The following is a 17,028-nucleotide window of genomic DNA, read 5'->3' as shown; positions in this document are numbered from 1 at the left end:
GTGTGTACTCGTATCATGATCGGCGTTTGCCCCGCGTGCCGTAAGCATCGCGCAGCAGACGCAGGCAATCGTCAGTGGTGGAAAAGCTCAGCAGCCGCAACCGCAGCTCGCCCGCGGTATCCACCAGCCGGGTCTGCTGGGCTGCGAACTGTTGCTGCCATGCCCGCTGAAAGTCACGGTCACCTGCCGGGAGTTGCAGTTGCTCGTGACCGTCGCTGATAGCGAGTTGGCCATTGGCGCTAAACGCGGCTTCCAGCGGGTCGTAAATGTGGATGAGGGTCACCTCAGTGTGCCGCGCCAACTCAAACAGTTGTTGCTTGCCAGCGTCGTCCAGATCGTGAAAGTCGCTCAGAATAAAGACCGCACTGCCCGGGCGCGCCACGCGTCGGGCGTCACGCAACAAGCTCTCGAGGTTCTGATCGTTGGGCTCGGCAACCGGTGTTGTGAGCGCATGGTTGTAAGCTTGCAGTTGTTGCAGTACTTCCAGCACCGCGTGCTTGCTGCGGCGAGGGCGCACATCGCGCTGGCCGTTCGGCCCAAACACCAGTGCGCCGATGCGGTCGCCGGCCTCAAGCGTGGCCCAGGCAATCAGCGCGCTCAGGTGTGCGGCCACCACGGATTTAAAACACTGTTGACTGCCAAAAAACATGGGCGCGCGCTGGTCGGTAAGCAGAATCACCGGGCGCTCACGCTCCTCGCGATAGATTTTTGTGTGGGGCACCTGGGTGCGGGCCGTAACGCGCCAATCAATGGAGCGAATATCATCGCCCGGCTGGTAAACCCGCACTTCCTCGAAATCCATACCCCGGCCGCGCCGTACGGTGCGTTGTGCACCGGCCAACTGACTGCGCGCGGGGCGCGGACTGGACAGGTTCAGAAAGCGGGCGCTGTGGCGCAGGCGCAAGAGCGCATTGAGGTCGCAGTAAGCGCCCTCGGGATTGACTGACTCGGGTTCGCGCACAGCTCGGGTCATGGCTTAGGTCAGGGGCACGGCGCTGAGCAGTTGATCGATGACCTTGTCAGGCGTGGTGCCCGTGGCCTCGGCTTCAAAACTCAGAATGATACGGTGACGCAGACAGTCGTGGGCCACGGCCTGAACATCATCGGGGCTGACAAAGTCCTTGCCCGCCAACCAGGCGTGGGCGCGGGCACAGCGGTCGAGGGCAATGGTTGCCCGAGGGCTGGCACCGTAGTCGATCAGACCCGCCAGATCGGCATCGTACAGACCGGGCCGGCGGGTGGCGTTGATCAGTTGCACAATATACTCCTCAACCGCCGGGGCCATGTGCATGGCCAGCACTTCCTGGCGGGCGGCTTGCAGCGTCTCCTGGGCGATCGGTGCCGGGGCCTGGGGTTGTTCGGCAGCCGCTTCGGCGCGCGCCAGGCGCAGGATCTGACGTTCGGCTTCCACTTCCGGGTAATCCACTGTCACGTGCAATAGAAAGCGGTCGAGCTGGGCCTCGGGCAGCGGGTAGGTGCCCTCCTGCTCGATGGGGTTCTGGGTTGCCATCACCATAAACAGGGCGGGCAGGGGATAGGTCTTGCTGCCCACACTCACCTGACGCTCGGCCATGGCTTCGAGCAGGGCCGACTGAACCTTGGCCGGCGCCCGGTTGATCTCATCCGCCAGTACCAGGTTATGGAAAATCGGCCCGGGCTGGAATTCGAAGCTGCCATTTTCGGGCCGGTAGATGTCGGTGCCGGTCACATCCGAAGGCAACAGGTCCGGGGTGAACTGAACCCGGTGAAAGTTACCCTCCACGGCCTGGGACAGGGCCTTGACCGCCTTGGTCTTGGCCAGCCCGGGCGCACCCTCCACCAACAGATGGCCGTCAGCCAGGAGCGCGATCAAGAGACGTTCAACGAGGTGGTCTTGTCCGACGATTTGCTGGTTCAGCCACTGGCTGACGCTGTGAAGAGCTTGGTGTGCCTGCATGCTATGCTTCTCGAAACGGTTGAGTGTTATGTGTGTGGCTTGAGATGCCAAGCCGCTACGTGCTCGATAGACCGGTTATAGTACGGCCAGTTCCCCCAAATTCAAGGGTGAATGGGCTATGCTGACAGATATATTCACTGGTTGGACATGACAGGAGTAGCGCTTTGGAGAACCTGGTTGCCGATACCCGCGATAGCGAATCACTGGTCGCTCAACTCGACGCGTGGGCAAAAGATCAGCTGGATGCTGAGTTGTCAGCGCCACTGAGAGACTTTTGTCGGTTGTTTTTTAACCGCTATCCGCTTGACGAAGTGGCCGATCGTCCGCTGAATGATATCTTTGGCGCGCTCTATTCCCACTGGCGCAGCCTCTCCCAGTTCGACGGTAGCAAGCCCCGAATCCAGGCCTTCAACCCCAGTCTGGAAAATGATGGCTGGGTGTGTCCGCACACCTTGCTGGTGGTTGTGCAGCGGGACATGCCGTTCCTGGTGGATTCCATTCGTATTGAGCTCAACCGGCGAAACATTGCGATTCATCGCATCAAAAGTACGGTCATGCAAGTTGAAAGGACACAGGGCGAGATCCAGTACCTCGGGGACCCCAATGGCGATGGCAGTCATCCGCGCGAAGCGCTGGTGGTGATGGAAATCAACCGGGAGAGCGACCTCGGTGAATTGCATGCCTTGGAAAAATCCCTGCGCGCCGTGCTCAAAGATGTGGTTCAGGTGGTCGGGGACTTTAAACCCATGACGGATGCAGTGAAGACGCTGCGTGCCGGGTTGGCTTTGGCCCAGGACAATCAATGCGTGCAGCAGGTTGAAGAAAGTCAGGCCTTTCTCGACTGGTTATTGGATGACCACTTTACGTTTCTGGGCTACAGCGAATACGACTTCGAGGAGAGCGATAAAGGCCGGTGTTTACAGGAGCAACGCGAGCGCCGCCTGGGGTTGTTTCGCAAACAGGCCGAGGCGGCCTGTATTCTTGAAAGCGACTTCGATGAGGGCATGAGCCGCTTCTACCTGACCCCGCAGGTGGTGGCGTTCTCCAAATCCAATGAGCGCTCGCGCATTCACCGCCAGGCTTACCCGGACTACATCGTGGTAAAACGGGTCGACCAAAATGGTGACGTGTGTGGCGAGGCCCGGTTACTGGGGCTCTATACCTCGCGGGTCTACACCGCCAGCCCAAAAGCCATCCCGCTGATTCGGGAAAAGGTCAGCCGGGTGTTTGAGCGCACCGGCCTCAACCCCAACAGCCACGACGGCAAGGCCTTGCAACAGGTGCTTGAAACCTTTCCTCGTGATGAATTGTTCCAAAGTACCAGTAACCAACTCTACGACACGGTCAACCAGGTGGCGGCAATCAACGAGCGCTACCAGGTACGACTGTTTATGCGTCCGGATATTTTTGGCAAGTTTGTCAATGCCATCGTCTATATTCCCCGGGATGTATTCAACACCCGCCTGAGGGAAAAAGTGCAGCAGTTGATTGCCGACGTCCTGCACGCCGAAGAGTACGAGTTCACCACCTATTATTCGGAGTCGATACTGGCGCGGGTGCATATGGTGTTCAAGGTCGACCCTAACCGGAGCCTGGATTACGACCCTCAAGCGCTGGAGGCGAAAGTGGTCGCGCTCAGTCGTTCCTGGGAAGATCACCTGTATCAGGCGCTGCATGAAGCTCACGGGGAAGAGCAGGGCAGCCAGCTTGCCCGGCGCTACGCCGATGCCTTCCCCTCCGCCTACCGCGAGCATTTCGAGGCGCGCATTGCAGTGCAGGATATCGATTTCAGTCGGGCGTTGGGCTCGCGCAATGATATCGCCATGAGCTTTTATCAGCCCCTGGGCGCGCAACATGGCGAGATGCGTTTTAAAATACTGCATTTGGAAAACGCCCTGGAACTGTCCGACGTCATTCCGATTCTCGAGCACCTGGGCCTGCGTGTGCTGGCGGAGCATCCCTACCAGATCCGCCCGAGCAACGGGGCGCGGGTCTGGTTGCACGACTTCCAGTTGAGCTATCACCAGTCCGTGGATATCGATATCGACGCCGTGCGACACGCGTTTCAGGATGCCTTTGCGGCCATCTGGCGCGGCTACGCCGAGAGCGACGCGTTCAATCGCCTGGTGCTGGGTGCGCGCCTGAATTGGCAGGAAGTGGCGATGCTGCGCGCCTACGCCGCTTACATGCGCCAAACCCTGTTTGCCTTCTCAGAGCAATACATTGCCAACGCACTGCTGAACCAAAGTGCCATTACCCGCAATCTGGTGGCGCTGTTCAAAGCCCGTTTTGACCCCCGTCTGAATCAGGGGCGCGCGAAAGATCGCGAGCGGATCGAGCGGTTGACCAAGCGCATCACCGACGGTCTCGAAGGGGTGGCCAACCTCAACGAGGATCGCATTCTGCGCCGCTACCTGGCGTTGATGACCGCGACCCTGCGCACCAACTATTTCCAGAGCAATGCCGACGGCAGTGCCAAATCGGCGCTGGCACTCAAGCTCAGTCCGCGCACCATTCCCGACCTGCCCGAGCCGCGTCCGCTGTACGAGGTGTTTGTCTACTCACCGCGGGTCGAGGCGGTGCACCTGCGGGCGGGCAGAGTTGCCCGGGGCGGGTTGCGTTGGTCGGATCGCTTGCAGGACTACCGCACCGAAGTGCTCGGGCTGGTCAAGGCCCAGCACGTCAAGAACTCCGTGATTGTTCCCGGGGGTGCCAAGGGCGGCTTTGTCTGCAAGCGGCCACCGGTTGGCGGCGATCGCGATGCTCTGCGCAAAGAGGCGATAGTCTGCTACCAAAGTTTTATCCGCTCCCTCCTGGATGTTACTGACAACCTGATCGAGGGCGAAGTGGTGCCGCCCAAAGATGTGGTGCGTCACGATAACGACGACCCCTACCTGGTGGTGGCCGCCGACAAAGGCACCGCGACCTTTTCCGATATCGCCAACGAGATCTCCAACGATTACAACTTCTGGCTTGGCGACGCCTTCGCCTCCGGCGGTTCCCAGGGATACGACCACAAAGGCATGGGCATTACCGCCCGCGGTGCCTGGGTGGCCGTGCAGCGCCACTTTATGGAGCGCGACCTGAATATTCAGGCCGAGGACTTTACCGTGGTGGGCATCGGCGACATGGGCGGTGATGTCTTTGGCAACGGGATGTTGTTGTCAGAGCACATTTGCCTGACGGCGGCCTTCAACCACCTGCACATCTTTATCGATCCCAACCCGGACTCGGCCGCGAGCTTTGTCGAGCGTCAGAGGCTGTTCAATACGCCGGGCAGCAGCTGGGACGATTACGACAAGTCCCTGATCAGTGAGGGGGGCGGTGTCTTCAGTCGGGACGCCAAGTCCATCGACATCAGCCCGCAGATGCAGGAATGCTTTGCCATAGAAGAGTCCCGCCTGACACCGAACGAGTTGATCAACCGTTTGCTGAAGGCGCCGGTAGACTTGCTCTGGAACGGTGGCATCGGCACCTACGTCAAATCCGAGTCGGAAACGCACGCCCAGGTGGGCGACAAAGCCAATGACAGTCTGCGCGTAAACGGCAACGAACTGCGCTGCAAAGTCATCGGCGAGGGCGGGAATCTGGGCATGACCCAGTTGGGTCGCATTGAGTATGCCCTGAATGGCGGCGCCTGCAATACGGACTTTATCGACAACGCCGCGGGTGTCGATACCTCGGATCACGAAGTCAATATCAAAATTTTGCTCAACGAAGTGATGGTCGCGGGCGACATGACCGAGAAGCAGCGCAACCAGCTGCTCAGGGAGATGACCGAAGATGTTGCAGTGCTGGTTCTGGAAAACAACTACCAACAATCCCGGGCCATCAGTATGGCCTCTGCTGAGGCGCTGCATCGGGGACCCGAGTACCGGCGCCTGATCAACACCTGGCACAGTGAGGAGCGGCTCGACCGGGTACTGGAATTTTTACCGGACGAAGAGACCCTGCAGGAGCGCGAGAGTCAAGGCCAGGGCCTGACGCGGCCCGAGCTGGCGGTCTTGGTGTCCTATGCCAAAGTTATTCTCAAAGAGGACCTGGCCAGAACCAACCTGGCGGATGATCCAGCACTGGTGGGTTTTGCTGAGTTGGCGTTCCCTCGGGCGATTCGCGAGCGCTTCCAGAACGCTGTGCATAATCACAAGCTGCGCCGTGAGCTGGTCGCTACCCAGATCGCCAACGACATGGTCAACAATATGGGCATCAGCTTTGCCCAGCGTTTGCTCGAATCCACCGGCGCGCCGGTGAGTGAAGTGGCGCGGGCTTACGTGACGGCGCGGGGCATTTACGCGCTCGATGACTTTACTCGCCAGCTCAAGGCGCTCGACTTCAAAGTACCCGGCGGGCTGCAAACCGAACTGATGTCGGTGATGATGCGCCGGGTGCGCCGCGCGACCCGCTGGTTCTTGCGCAACCGTCGCAGCCAATTGAACCCACAAGCGGAAATCGCCTATTTCCATCAGCATTTCAAGCTGCTGGCCGAGCAACTCTCGACGCTACTGGACGATGCCGCCAAGCAGGAGTGGGATGAGCGCACCGCCCAACTGACCGATGCCGGTGTGCCCGAGGCGCTGGCACGCAACGCGGGTGCCCCGGGTTACCTCTACAGCGGCCTCGGGCTGGTAGAGTCGGCGCGCCAAAGTGGCGCTGAGCTGGAGGCTGTGGCGAGCATATATTTTGGCTTGGCGGATCAACTGGGGCTTTACCGCTTCACCCAACAGCTGACGGAAGTGCCGGTCACCAACCATTGGCAGGCGCGGGCACGGGAAACCCTGCTCGACGACCTGGAATCCCAACTGCGCAGCCTGGTGGTGTCCCTTGCCCGCAGTGACGCCGGGAGCGCGGACGCCCAGGCCCGCCTGGAGCGCTGGCGTGCACAGCAGGCGCCACTGATCAAACGCTGGCACACCGTGGTGGACGAGCTGGATTCCGCCGGGCACACGGATTACGCCATGTTCTCGGTGGCGTTGCGGGAGTTGCTGGATCTGGTGCAGGCCAGTCAGCACGCGCCCGTGACTGATGATGTCTGATCTATGCCCGCAATTTACCTGAACCTGTCGGTATCGGCGGAGGAGTATCAGCGCTTGTACCAGGGGACGGCCTACCATGTGCTGGCCACCAGCGTGGACGGGCGCCGGGTGCGCTTTCCGGCGTGGGTACTGCAAAAATTTGTGACCCGGGAGGGTATTCGGGGGCGGTTTTGTATCCGTTTCAATGATGAAAACCGCTTCGAATCTATTGAAAAAATCGACTAACAGGCGCCGATCCAGTATCCTTGCGCCACTTTATTCACGCTGCTAAGCCACGGTTGCCATGTACGATCTGACCCGAAAACTCCTGTTCAAGTTTGATCCTGAAACCGCTCACGAATTGACGCTGGACCTGCTCGGCGCCGCCGAGCGCCTGAAACTGCTTGGCCTGTTCTCAAAAACCCCGGATTACTGCCCGGTGGAAGTCATGGGACTGCGGTTTTCCAATCCTGTCGGATTGGCTGCAGGGCTGGATAAAAACGGCGACTACTTTAACGCCCTGGGCGAGCTGGGCTTTGGCTTTGTCGAGATTGGTACGGTCACGCCACGTCCCCAGCCGGGCAACGACAAGCCGCGCATGTTTCGTATTGCCGAGCGCCAGGCGATCATCAACCGCATGGGTTTTAACAACAAGGGCGTGGATCACCTGGTTGAACAGGTCAAAAAACGCCGTTATCAGGGTATTTTGGGCATCAACATCGGTAAGAATGCCACAACTCCGGTAGAGGACGCCGCCTCGGACTACCTGATCGGTATGCGCAAGGTCTATCCCCACGCTGATTACATTACCGTGAATATCTCCTCCCCCAATACCCCGGGGCTGCGCGACCTCCAGTTTGGTGACAGCCTCAAGCACCTGCTCGAAACCCTCAAGCAGGAGCAGGAAAGCCAGTTCCAGAGCGCGGGCCGCTACGTGCCACTGGCGGTGAAAATTGCGCCGGATATGGACGACAGTGCCATCGCCCAAGTGGCTGAGCTACTCATGGCGCAGGGTATCGATGGCGTGATAGCCACCAATACCACCATTGAACGCGACGCTGTGGCGGGTTGCGAGCATGCCGAGGAAGCGGGTGGCCTGAGCGGTTGGCCGGTACAGGACAAGAGCACCCGGGTGATTGCCGCACTGCACAGTCACCTGGGCGGTAAAATCCCCATTATCGGGGTCGGTGGGATTATGGATGGGGCCAGTGCCCGAGCCAAAATGGAGGCCGGTGCCAGCCTGATACAGGTGTACAGCGGCTTTATCTATCGGGGCCCGGCACTGATCAACGAGGCCATCCGTGCCGTGTCTGACCTGAGGAACGAATAAAAGAAAGCCCGCGGGTGGCGGGCTGTAGACCCTTTATCAGGGTAGGAGAAGCGATTGAATCTGTACGCTAGCCGCTAGCAGCGCTGTAGTGGATATTGCTCAGTTTTTGAAATTGCGCCGTGCGATTGTAGCCGTCCCAGTGATCGATGCGCGCTTCGCGCCAACCGTTAAGCCATTGTTGGCGGGTTTGTCCGGTTTCGTGGGGGCAGAGGCTGCGAGAACGTCCGTCAATACCTGCCTTATAGCCTTTCATATATGCGCGTTCGGTCTGGTCACGTTTTTGGCGTTTCATAGATTGGTGCACCTCGTTGTAACAACTTGCGACAGTAGTTAGTGTAGGTCAGCAGCATCAGCCAGCTGCGGGGCACTGCGGTCCGCCTTGAAAGGGTGGCGGGGTGGGAAGTGAAGCCTCAGTACACCAAAAGCCGAGAGGCTTGTGAACGAATTTATATTTATAGTATCGCGGCTTTATAGCACCGATTGCTCTAGTAACAGAATTGACAAGTCGCCCGCATGTGCTTGTCAGGCTCTCAGCAGGTTTTATTGTTTATGACATTATCCACACACCGGTTTTTCGCCACCTGCCCGAAAGGGCTGGAAGGGCTATTAGTTGAGGAATTACAAGGACTTGGCGCTGAAAGTTACAGAGAAACCGTAGCTGGCGTCTATTTCGACGGTCCTCTCGAAATTGCTTATCGGGCCTGTCTCTGGTCGCGTCTGGCCAACAAAATCCTGCTGCCGCTGACCCGTTTTGACTGCGACAGCGCCGATCAGCTCTACGACGCCGTGCGCGCCTTGCCCTGGCAGGAACACCTGAATCCCGGTGGTACCTTGCTGGTGGATTTTATCGGCACCAACCGCCAGATTCGCAACAGCCAGTTCGGTGCCCTCAAGGTCAAGGACGCCGTCGTGGACTGCTTGCGCGAGTTCAGCGGCACCCGCCCGGATATCGCCAAGCGCGACCCGGACCTGCGCGTCAACGTGCGCCTGAGTAAGGGCAAGGCGGTGTTGAGCCTGGATCTGTCCGGCGAAAGCCTGCATCGGCGCGGTTACCGCACCAAGGCCGGGAATGCACCGCTCAAGGAGAACCTGGCCGCGGCGGTGCTGATACGGGCGGGCTGGCCGGCTCTGGCGGCCGAAAACGCCGCTCTGATCGACCCTATGTGTGGCTCGGGCACCTTTCTGATTGAGGGGGCGATGATCGCCGCGGATATCGCCCCGGGTCTGGAGCGGGCCAGCTTTGGCTTCGAGCGCTGGCTCAACCACCGCAACGACCTGTGGCTGGAGCTGCGGGACGAAGCCCACGAGCGCCGCCGCATCGGTCTGGCGAAGGCATTACCCGAGATTCGCGGCTATGATGCCGACGTGCGTGTGATTCGCGCGGCCGAGGAGAATATCACCCGCGCTGGCCTGGACGGCTGGCTGCGGGTCAGCCGCAAGGAGCTGGCGGAACTGAAACGCCCGACCCACAAAACCCTCGAGCATGGCCTGGTGATCTGCAACCCGCCCTACGGCGAGCGCCTGGGCGAGGTTGAATCCCTGAAGCTGCTTTACGCCCACCTGGGCGATCGCCTGAAAGCCGATTTTGGCGGCTGGCAGGCGGCGATCTTTACCGGCAACCCGGCCCTGGGCCAACAGATGGGCATGCGCGCCGATAAAAAATACAAATTCTTTAACGGCCTTATCCCCAGTGAGCTGCTGATGTTCAGCGTTCACGCCCAGGCCGAACGGGCCGAGCGCGAAGCCGCCTATGCCGAGCGACCTGCAGTCGCAGTCAAACCGGGGGATCCCGAAGCGGATCTCAGTGAAGGCGCGAAGATGTTCGCCAACCGCCTGCGCAAGAATCTCAAAGGCCTGAGCAAGTGGGTCAAAAAAGAGGGTATCACCTGCTATCGTATCTATGACGCCGATATGCCCGAGTACGCGGTGGCGGTGGATCTGTTTACCGGTATCCCGGAAGGGAGTAAACAGGAGCAGCTCTACGCCCATGTGCAGGAGTATGCGCCGCCCAAATCGGTCAACGAGGCGAGCGCGGCCGCGCGTTTTAAAGACATTCAGCGGGCCTTGCCCATGGTGCTGGACATTCCCTCCAACCGCATCAGCTACAAGCAGCGTCGGCGCAACAAGGGGACCCAGCAGTACGAGAAGCTCGCCCAGCGTCCCAATGGTGACGTGATCAGCGTGCGCGAAGGGCAGGCGCGCCTGCATATCAATCTGTGGCAGTACCTGGATTGCGGTCTGTTTCTGGATCATCGCCCGGTGCGCCAGATGATTGCCGAGCGCGCCAACGGCAAGCGTTTTCTGAACCTGTTCTGCTACACGGCCACGGCCAGTGTGCACGCGGCACAGGCCGGCGCGCGCTTTACCCTGAGCGTGGATATGTCGCGCACCTATCTGGATTGGGCGCGTAAGAATCTGGCACTCAATGGCCTGAGCGAAGCGCGCAACCGCCTGGAGCAGGCCGATTGCGTCCAGTGGCTGGAACAAAACGACCAGTTATTTGATCTGATACTGTTGGACCCGCCGAGCTTTTCCAACTCCAAGCGAATGGAAGATGTACTGGATATTCAGCGCGATCACGTCGCACTGATCAAGCGGGCCATGCAGAGCCTGGCGGCGGGGGGAACCCTGTTTTTCTCCAACAACCTGCGCAGCTTCACCCTCGACACCGAGGCGCTGGCGGACTTCAACATCAAAGACATCAGCGCGCAAACGCTGGACCCGGATTTCCAGCGCAACCGCAAAATTCACCAGTGCTGGCTGATTGAGCATTGATATGAAAAGCCTGAACCCGATCAAACGTATCCTGAACAGCGACGCTACCCGTGGGCTTAAAATCATCGCCCTGGGCCTGGTGGTGCTGCTCGCGAGTGCGGCGCCTTACATGCTGTATATGTTGGTGGCCCCGGCCGACGCCAACCCCGTGGGGCTGGCGTGGATTTTTGTGGTGGGGGCGCTTATTGCGCATTTTGCGTTTATCGTCGGGCTGTTGTTGTTGATGTATGACGTGTATTTTAATAAGAACAACAAGTGATGGACACAATGTTTGGGTTGGGTGCCTCAGGTGTCGGATTACGCTTCGCTAATCCGACCTACGCAAACAATGGCACGCCGTCCCGAGTAGGTCGGATTAGGCGCAGCCGTAATCCGACAATAATGCACGCAGTTCCGGTATGTGATCAGTGGCACGATGCCCCGAGTAGGTCGGATTAGGCGCAGCCGTAATCCGACAATAATGCGCGCAGTTCCGGTATATGATCAGTGGCACGATGCCCCAAGTAGGTCGGATTAGGCGCAGCCGTAATCCGACAATAATGCACGCAGTTCCGGTATGTGATCAGTGACACGATGTCCCGAGTAGGTCGGATTAGGCGCAGCCGTAATCCGACAATAATGCACGCAGTTCCAGTGTGTGATCAGTGGCACGATGTCCCGAGTAGGTCGGATTAGCCCGCAGGGCGTAATCCGACACTGAGGCAGCGGATCCATAAATGCGACGGCACCGTAAACGGCTGCCACTAATCCTCCCCCAAAAACCCACCGGACTGATGTGCCCACAGCTGCGCATAGATCCCTTCCTGGGCAATCAATTCGCTGTGGGTGCCTTGCTCCACAATCTCGCCTTTGTCCAATACAATCAACCGATCCAGCGCCGCGATCGTAGACAAGCGGTGGGCGATGGCAATCACGGTTTTGCCTTCCATCAGGCGGTTCAAATTGCTTTGAATCACCGCTTCAACTTCTGAATCCAGCGCCGAGGTGGCTTCATCCATGATCAGGATCGGGGCGTCTTTCAATAACACCCGGGCGATGGCGACCCGCTGACGTTGACCGCCGGAGAGCTTCACACCGCGCTCGCCCACATGGGCGTCGTAACCCGTGCGGCCCTGGCCGTCGTCCAGACCGAGAATAAACTCATGGGCCTCGGCTTCTTGCGCGGCCTGCATCATGTCTTCTTCAGAGGCATCCGGGCGCCCGTACAGCAGGTTCTCGCGCACCGAGCGGTGGAGCAGGGCGGTATCCTGGGTGATCATGCCGATATGGGCGCGCAAACTGTCCTGTGTGACCTCGGCAATGTCCTGGCCATCAATCACAATGCGTCCGCTTTCCACATCGTAAAAGCGCAGCAACAGATTCACCAGCGTTGACTTGCCGGCACCGGAACGCCCGACAATACCGATCTTCTCCCCGGGTTTGATATCCAGGGTGAGCTTGTCGATTACGCCACTGCCTTTGCCGTAGTGAAAGCGCATCTGATCAAACTGGATATGCCCCTGGGTCACGGTGAGCGCCTTGGCCTCGGGTTTATCCACCACATCCCGGGGGCGCGAGAAGGTGTTGATACCGTCTTTGGCGGTGCCGATATTTTCAAACAGGGTGGATACTTCCCACATGATCCACTGGGACATGCCGTTCAGGCGCAATACCAGACCCAGCGCCGCCGCAATGGCGCCGGTGCTGATGGCCTCCTGACCCCAAAGCCAGATGGAGAGTGCGCCGATGGAAAAAATCAGCACCGCATTCAGAGCCCAGACACCGCTGTTGAGCAGGGTCGCGAGACGCATTTGCGGGTAGACGGTGTGCAGGAAGCGGCCCATGCCCTCCTGTGCGTAATCTGACTCGCGCCGGGAATGGGAAAACAGTTTGACCGTGGCGATATTGGTGTAGGTGTCCACCAGCCGGCCGGTCATATCCGCCCGGGCATCGGCCTGACGGGTGGCGACACGCGCCAGACGCGGCAGAAAAAAGCGCAAGAGCCCGGCGTAGGCGGCGAGCCAGAGTGCGAGCGGAATCATCAGGCGCCAGTCGAGCGAACCCACCATCACCAGCATCGCGGTAAAATACACCAGCACATACAGCAACACATCGAGCAGTTTCATCACCGACTCGCGCACCGCGAGTGCGGTCTGCATCACCTTGGTTGCAACCCGCCCGGCAAATTCATTCTGGTAAAAGCCCACGCTCTGGCCGAGCAGGTAGCGGTGCGCCTGCCAGCGGATCACCATCGGGTAATTGCCGAGCAGGGTCTGATGGATCAACGTCGAATGAAAAAATACGGTCACCGGCAGCGCGATCAGGACGATAAAACCCATCAGCAGCAGGGCGGTGCCTTTTTCTTCCCAGAGTGTGGCGGGCGTATAGTCATTGAGCCAGTCGACGATCTGCCCGAGAAAGCTGAACAGCGCCACTTCCATGAGTGCGATCATGGCTGCGAGCAGCGACATCACGATCAAAAAACGACCGACGCCCTTGGTGTAGTGACGGCAGAAAGCCACCAGCGTTGTGGGCGGCTGGCGCGGTTCTTCCGGCGGGAAGGGATCAATCAAACGTTCAAAAAAAGCAAACATGGGTGGTGCGGACTCCATCGCAAGGGCGCTTATGGTAGCACTGGCAGCGCAAACTCGGCTATGCTTTAACCCGGTTAAGGTGTTTTACTTTGTTCACAAGGAACCTTCTGTTATGCGTAAGCTGTTAATGGTGTACGCCGCCGGTAGCCTGGGTGCTCTGGTGGCTTTTTTGGTGGCCTGGTTTGCAGGTCAGAACGGTATCCCGCAGGCCTTTGGTGTGCGTCTGGCGCCGACCCTGGCCGGTATCTGGTCCTATTCAGGGCTGGTGTGGGGCGGTTTGTGGGGCCTGGTGTTCATGATCCCCATCTTGCGCGGCTCGCTGTTCTTGCGCAGCTTTTTTCTGGCGTTGATTCCCGCCGGTGTATTTCTGTTTTTCTACTTCCCGTATCACACCCATGGCGGCCTGTTTGGCCTGAACTGGGGTACGTTAACACCGCTGTTTGTGATCGTGTACTGCTGGGTGTGGTCGCTGGTGACTGCCTTGACCTTGCGTTTCGCGCGCGCTTACTGATTCGCGGGCAAAAAAAAGCGCGGCAGAATCTGCCGCGCGGGTGGCTGACCAAAGGGGGGCCGTAGCGGTCAGCCTGCAAGTCGTCCTGCGCGATAATCGTTGATGGCCTGCTCGATCTCCTCTTGCGTATTCATCACAAAAGGCCCGTACTGGGCGATCGGCTCGCCAATCGGTATGCCAGCCAATACCAGCAGGCGGGCACCGTCTTTACCGGCGGTCACGCGGATGCTGTCGCCTTTGCCCAGCATACCGGCGTTGCCGTGAGTCAATTTGCGCTCGCCGATGGCGATGTCGCCTTCATACACATAAACAAACACATTGTGACTGTCGGGCAGCGGTTGCTCGAACACACCGTCAGCGCTCAGGTGCACATCCCAATACTGCGGATCGGTACTGAGGCCACTGATCGGTCCGGTGATGCTGTTGCCGTCGACGGTGACACTGCCGGCGATGACTTTCGCTTTGCCGCCACCGGGCAGCGTCGCCACCGGAATTTCCGATGGATCGATATCCCGGTAGTTGGCGGGTTTCATCTTTTCCGCCGCCGGCAGGTTGAGCCACAACTGGAAACCGCGCATCCGGCCTTCGGACTGCTGGGGCATCTCGGAGTGGATAATGCCGCGCCCGGCGGTCATCCACTGCACGCCACCGGTTTTCAGGTCGCCGCGGTTGCCCATATGGTCTTCGTGCAACATGTGCCCATCGAGCATATAGGTGACGGTTTCAAAACCCCGGTGCGGGTGAGCCGGGAAGCCGGCGATATAATCGTTGGCGTTCTCCGAGTTGAACTCATCCAGCATCAGGAAGGGATCCAGGCGGGCGTAGGGCGCCTGGCCCAGGCTGCGCTTGATCTTGACGCCAGCACCGTCGCTGGTCGCCATTCCGGGTACGATGTGTTGCAGTTCGCGTTGCATAAGGACCTCCCGGCGCCGCGGGACTTACGCGGCTGCCAATTCGTTAATTTGCGCTTGCGCGCGCTCAATCGCGTCTTGATGGGCCTGATCACCCATCGCCAGACCTTCGGCGTAGATGAAGTGGGTGTTCTTCAAGCCGATAAAGCCCAGGAAAGCATTCAGGTAACCGGTCTGGGAATCCGCCGCGGTACCGGCGTAAACACCACCGCGAGCTGCCAGAATATACACCGGTTTGTCGGTCAGCAGACCTTCGGGGCCGTTCTCGGTGTAACGGAAGGTCTCGCCAGAGCGGGCCACGTGATCGAAGTAGGCCTTCAGGGTCGAGGGCACACCAAAGTTGTACATGGGCACACCCATCACGATTGCATCGGCGTCGCGCAGTTCCTGAATCAGGCTGTCGGAGTGGGCTACCACCGCTTTCTGCTCGGCCGTGCGCTTGTCTGCCGGCGTGATAAACGCGGAAAAACGCTCACCGTCCAGGTGCGGGACCGGACTGGCCGCCAGATCGCGAACCACCACCTTGCCGCCGGGATTGCCCGCGAGCCACTCTTTTGCGAACTTGTTCGCCAGCGCAGTGGATTGACCGTTGTCGCCAGAAAGACTGGAATTGATTTGCAGTAACGTTGCCATGGGGTGACTCCTTGAATGTGTCGGTTGGCTATGGGATCCATTAAACACCCCCGTCCCACAAGGATACACAGCACCCAATAACGGTGATTGATCGAAAAATTTGATATATTGGGTTAAAGCCCGTGCAGGGTAGGCAAATGGCGGTGCCATTAAAGCGCGGTGGGTGCCACAACCCCAGGTGCGATGTGAAGTGGGGGGATGGTGCATTGTTCGATGTGGGTGCCACATTGTCGGATACCGGAAATCGGCATGCCGACTATGGGTGCCACATTCTCGGATTACGGCTGCGCCTAATCCGACCTACGCAGACAATGACGCGATGTTTCCTCTACCTGGTGTTGGCACGATGTTACGCGTAGGTCGGATTAGCGAAGCGTAATCCGACACCTGAGGCACCGAACCCTAAAAGAATCGACCCAAAAACGGATCAAAAATGGAAGCCAAAGTCACCCTAGAACAATGGCGCGCACTCCTCGCCGTTATCGACGCCGGCGGCTACGCCAAGGCGGCAGAATCCCTGGGTAAAAGCCAATCCGCCGTCTCCTACGCCATCCAGCAGATCGAAGCGGCCCTCGGGGTCGCGGTGTTCGAGCTCCAGGGCCGCCGTGCCGTGGCCACACCGGCCGGGGATCTGCTCTACCGGCGCGCGCGCCACCTGCTGGACGAAGCCGAGCGCCTGGAACTGGCCGCGAGCCAGCTCTCCGCCCGGGTCGAACCCCTGGTGCGCATGGCGGTCGACCTGCTGGTGCCTTCCGACGCCATCCTCCAATGCCTGGGCACCTTTGCCGACACCTATCCCAACACCCGTATCGAACTCTACGAATCCGTCCTCAGCGGCACCGAAGAAGCCCTGGTACAGCGCAAAGTCGATCTCGCCATCGGCAGCCGCGTACCGCCCGGCTTCTTTGGCGACTTTCTGATGTCCGTGAGCATGCTCGGCGTCACCAGCCCGGATCACCCCCTGCAACGCTTCGAGCGCAAAGTCACCTACGAAGACCTGCGCCACTACCGGCAGATGGTCATTCGGGATTCCGGCACCCACCGGCGCCACAGCGAGGGCTGGCAGGAAGCCGAACAGCGCTGGACCGTAAGCCATGCCAAAACCTCCCTGGAGGCCGTGCGCAAAGGCCTGGGTTACGCCTGGTTGCCCGAAGCCTACGTGATTGACGACATCCGCGCCGGGCGGCTGCGATTGCTGCCGGTAGAAGCAGGGCTGGAGCGTCAGGCCGCCACCTACCTGACCTTTACCGACCGGGACATCGCCGGGCCGGCCACCCGTTACCTGGCGCAACTCCTCAAAGAGCAACTGCCCGGCCTCTGTAGCGCCCACCGGGAGCGGGCATAACC

General features: G+C 59.5%; 13 protein-coding genes. 7 read left to right on the top strand and 6 right to left on the bottom strand.

Features of this window, described 5'->3' with window-relative positions; all coding sequences use genetic code 11:
- Positions 1-13: 13 nt before the first annotated feature.
- Together DKW72_RS08345 and DKW72_RS08340 are read right to left on the bottom strand one after the other, a co-directional pair.
- Complete coding sequence (locus tag DKW72_RS08345; protein ID WP_111641895.1) at positions 14-973, bottom strand: DUF58 domain-containing protein; 960 nt, start codon at positions 971-973, stop codon at positions 14-16.
- A 3-nt stretch (positions 974-976) separates the two neighbouring features.
- Entirely contained in the window at positions 977-1,936 is a 960-nt protein-coding gene (locus DKW72_RS08340) for an AAA family ATPase (protein WP_111641894.1), read from the bottom strand.
- Positions 1,937-2,100: 164 nt separating this feature from the next.
- On the opposite strand from DKW72_RS08340, the gene DKW72_RS08335 reads away from it, so the two are divergent.
- From DKW72_RS08335 to DKW72_RS08325, 3 genes are read left to right on the top strand one after another with little or no spacing between them, the layout of a single operon-like run.
- On the top strand, positions 2,101-6,969 hold the full coding sequence (locus tag DKW72_RS08335) for an NAD-glutamate dehydrogenase (protein ID WP_111641893.1): 4,869 nt from the start codon (positions 2,101-2,103) through the stop codon (positions 6,967-6,969).
- Between the two features lie 3 nt (positions 6,970-6,972).
- The gene (locus DKW72_RS08330) at positions 6,973-7,194 is read left to right on the top strand and encodes a DUF2835 domain-containing protein (RefSeq protein ID WP_111641892.1); all 222 of its coding nucleotides are present in this window, start codon (positions 6,973-6,975) and stop codon (positions 7,192-7,194) included.
- A 58-nt stretch (positions 7,195-7,252) separates the two neighbouring features.
- On the top strand, positions 7,253-8,278 hold the full coding sequence (locus DKW72_RS08325) for a quinone-dependent dihydroorotate dehydrogenase (RefSeq protein ID WP_111641891.1): 1,026 nt from the start codon (positions 7,253-7,255) through the stop codon (positions 8,276-8,278).
- Positions 8,279-8,345: 67 nt separating this feature from the next.
- On the opposite strand, the gene rmf is transcribed toward DKW72_RS08325, so the two are convergent.
- Positions 8,346-8,570 (bottom strand): ribosome modulation factor, encoded by a 225-nt coding sequence (gene rmf / locus DKW72_RS08320; RefSeq protein ID WP_111641890.1) that lies wholly within the window; start codon positions 8,568-8,570, stop codon positions 8,346-8,348.
- Between the two features lie 257 nt (positions 8,571-8,827).
- Here rmf and rlmKL point away from each other — a divergent pair, with 257 nt between their 5' ends.
- The gene (gene rlmKL, locus DKW72_RS08315) at positions 8,828-11,053 is read left to right on the top strand and encodes a bifunctional 23S rRNA (guanine(2069)-N(7))-methyltransferase RlmK/23S rRNA (guanine(2445)-N(2))-methyltransferase RlmL (protein WP_111641889.1); all 2,226 of its coding nucleotides are present in this window, start codon (positions 8,828-8,830) and stop codon (positions 11,051-11,053) included.
- A gap of 1 nt (position 11,054) precedes the next feature.
- Positions 11,055-11,312 carry a hypothetical protein gene (locus DKW72_RS08310; protein ID WP_111641888.1) on the top strand — a complete coding sequence of 86 codons (258 nt, stop codon included), beginning with the start codon at positions 11,055-11,057 and terminating at the stop codon, positions 11,310-11,312.
- A gap of 484 nt (positions 11,313-11,796) precedes the next feature.
- Here the strand turns inward: DKW72_RS08310 and DKW72_RS08305 are convergent, their stop codons facing one another.
- A complete protein-coding gene (locus DKW72_RS08305) occupies positions 11,797-13,626 on the bottom strand; it encodes an ABC transporter ATP-binding protein (protein WP_111641887.1) in 1,830 nt (609 codons plus the stop codon).
- Between the two features lie 112 nt (positions 13,627-13,738).
- Between DKW72_RS08305 and DKW72_RS08300 the strand changes: the two genes are divergently transcribed.
- On the top strand, positions 13,739-14,137 hold the full coding sequence (locus DKW72_RS08300; RefSeq protein ID WP_111641886.1) for a hypothetical protein: 399 nt from the start codon (positions 13,739-13,741) through the stop codon (positions 14,135-14,137).
- A 68-nt stretch (positions 14,138-14,205) separates the two neighbouring features.
- Here the strand turns inward: DKW72_RS08300 and DKW72_RS08295 are convergent, their stop codons facing one another.
- Both DKW72_RS08295 and DKW72_RS08290 read right to left on the bottom strand, forming a co-directional pair.
- On the bottom strand, positions 14,206-15,051 hold the full coding sequence (locus DKW72_RS08295; protein ID WP_111641885.1) for a pirin family protein: 846 nt from the start codon (positions 15,049-15,051) through the stop codon (positions 14,206-14,208).
- A 24-nt stretch (positions 15,052-15,075) separates the two neighbouring features.
- Positions 15,076-15,681 (bottom strand): FMN-dependent NADH-azoreductase, encoded by a 606-nt coding sequence (locus DKW72_RS08290; protein WP_111641884.1) that lies wholly within the window; start codon positions 15,679-15,681, stop codon positions 15,076-15,078.
- A 433-nt stretch (positions 15,682-16,114) separates the two neighbouring features.
- Here DKW72_RS08290 and DKW72_RS08285 point away from each other — a divergent pair, with 433 nt between their 5' ends.
- Entirely contained in the window at positions 16,115-17,026 is a 912-nt protein-coding gene (locus tag DKW72_RS08285; RefSeq protein ID WP_111641883.1) for a LysR family transcriptional regulator, read from the top strand.
- Positions 17,027-17,028: the final 2 nt, after the last annotated feature.

The sequence above is a fragment of the Marinimicrobium alkaliphilum genome (genome assembly GCF_003259155.1).
Classification (GTDB): Bacteria; Pseudomonadota; Gammaproteobacteria; order Pseudomonadales; family Cellvibrionaceae; genus Marinimicrobium_A; species Marinimicrobium_A alkaliphilum.
Note: the sequence above shows the minus strand (reverse complement) of the source record. Positions and strands in the feature narration are given on the sequence as shown.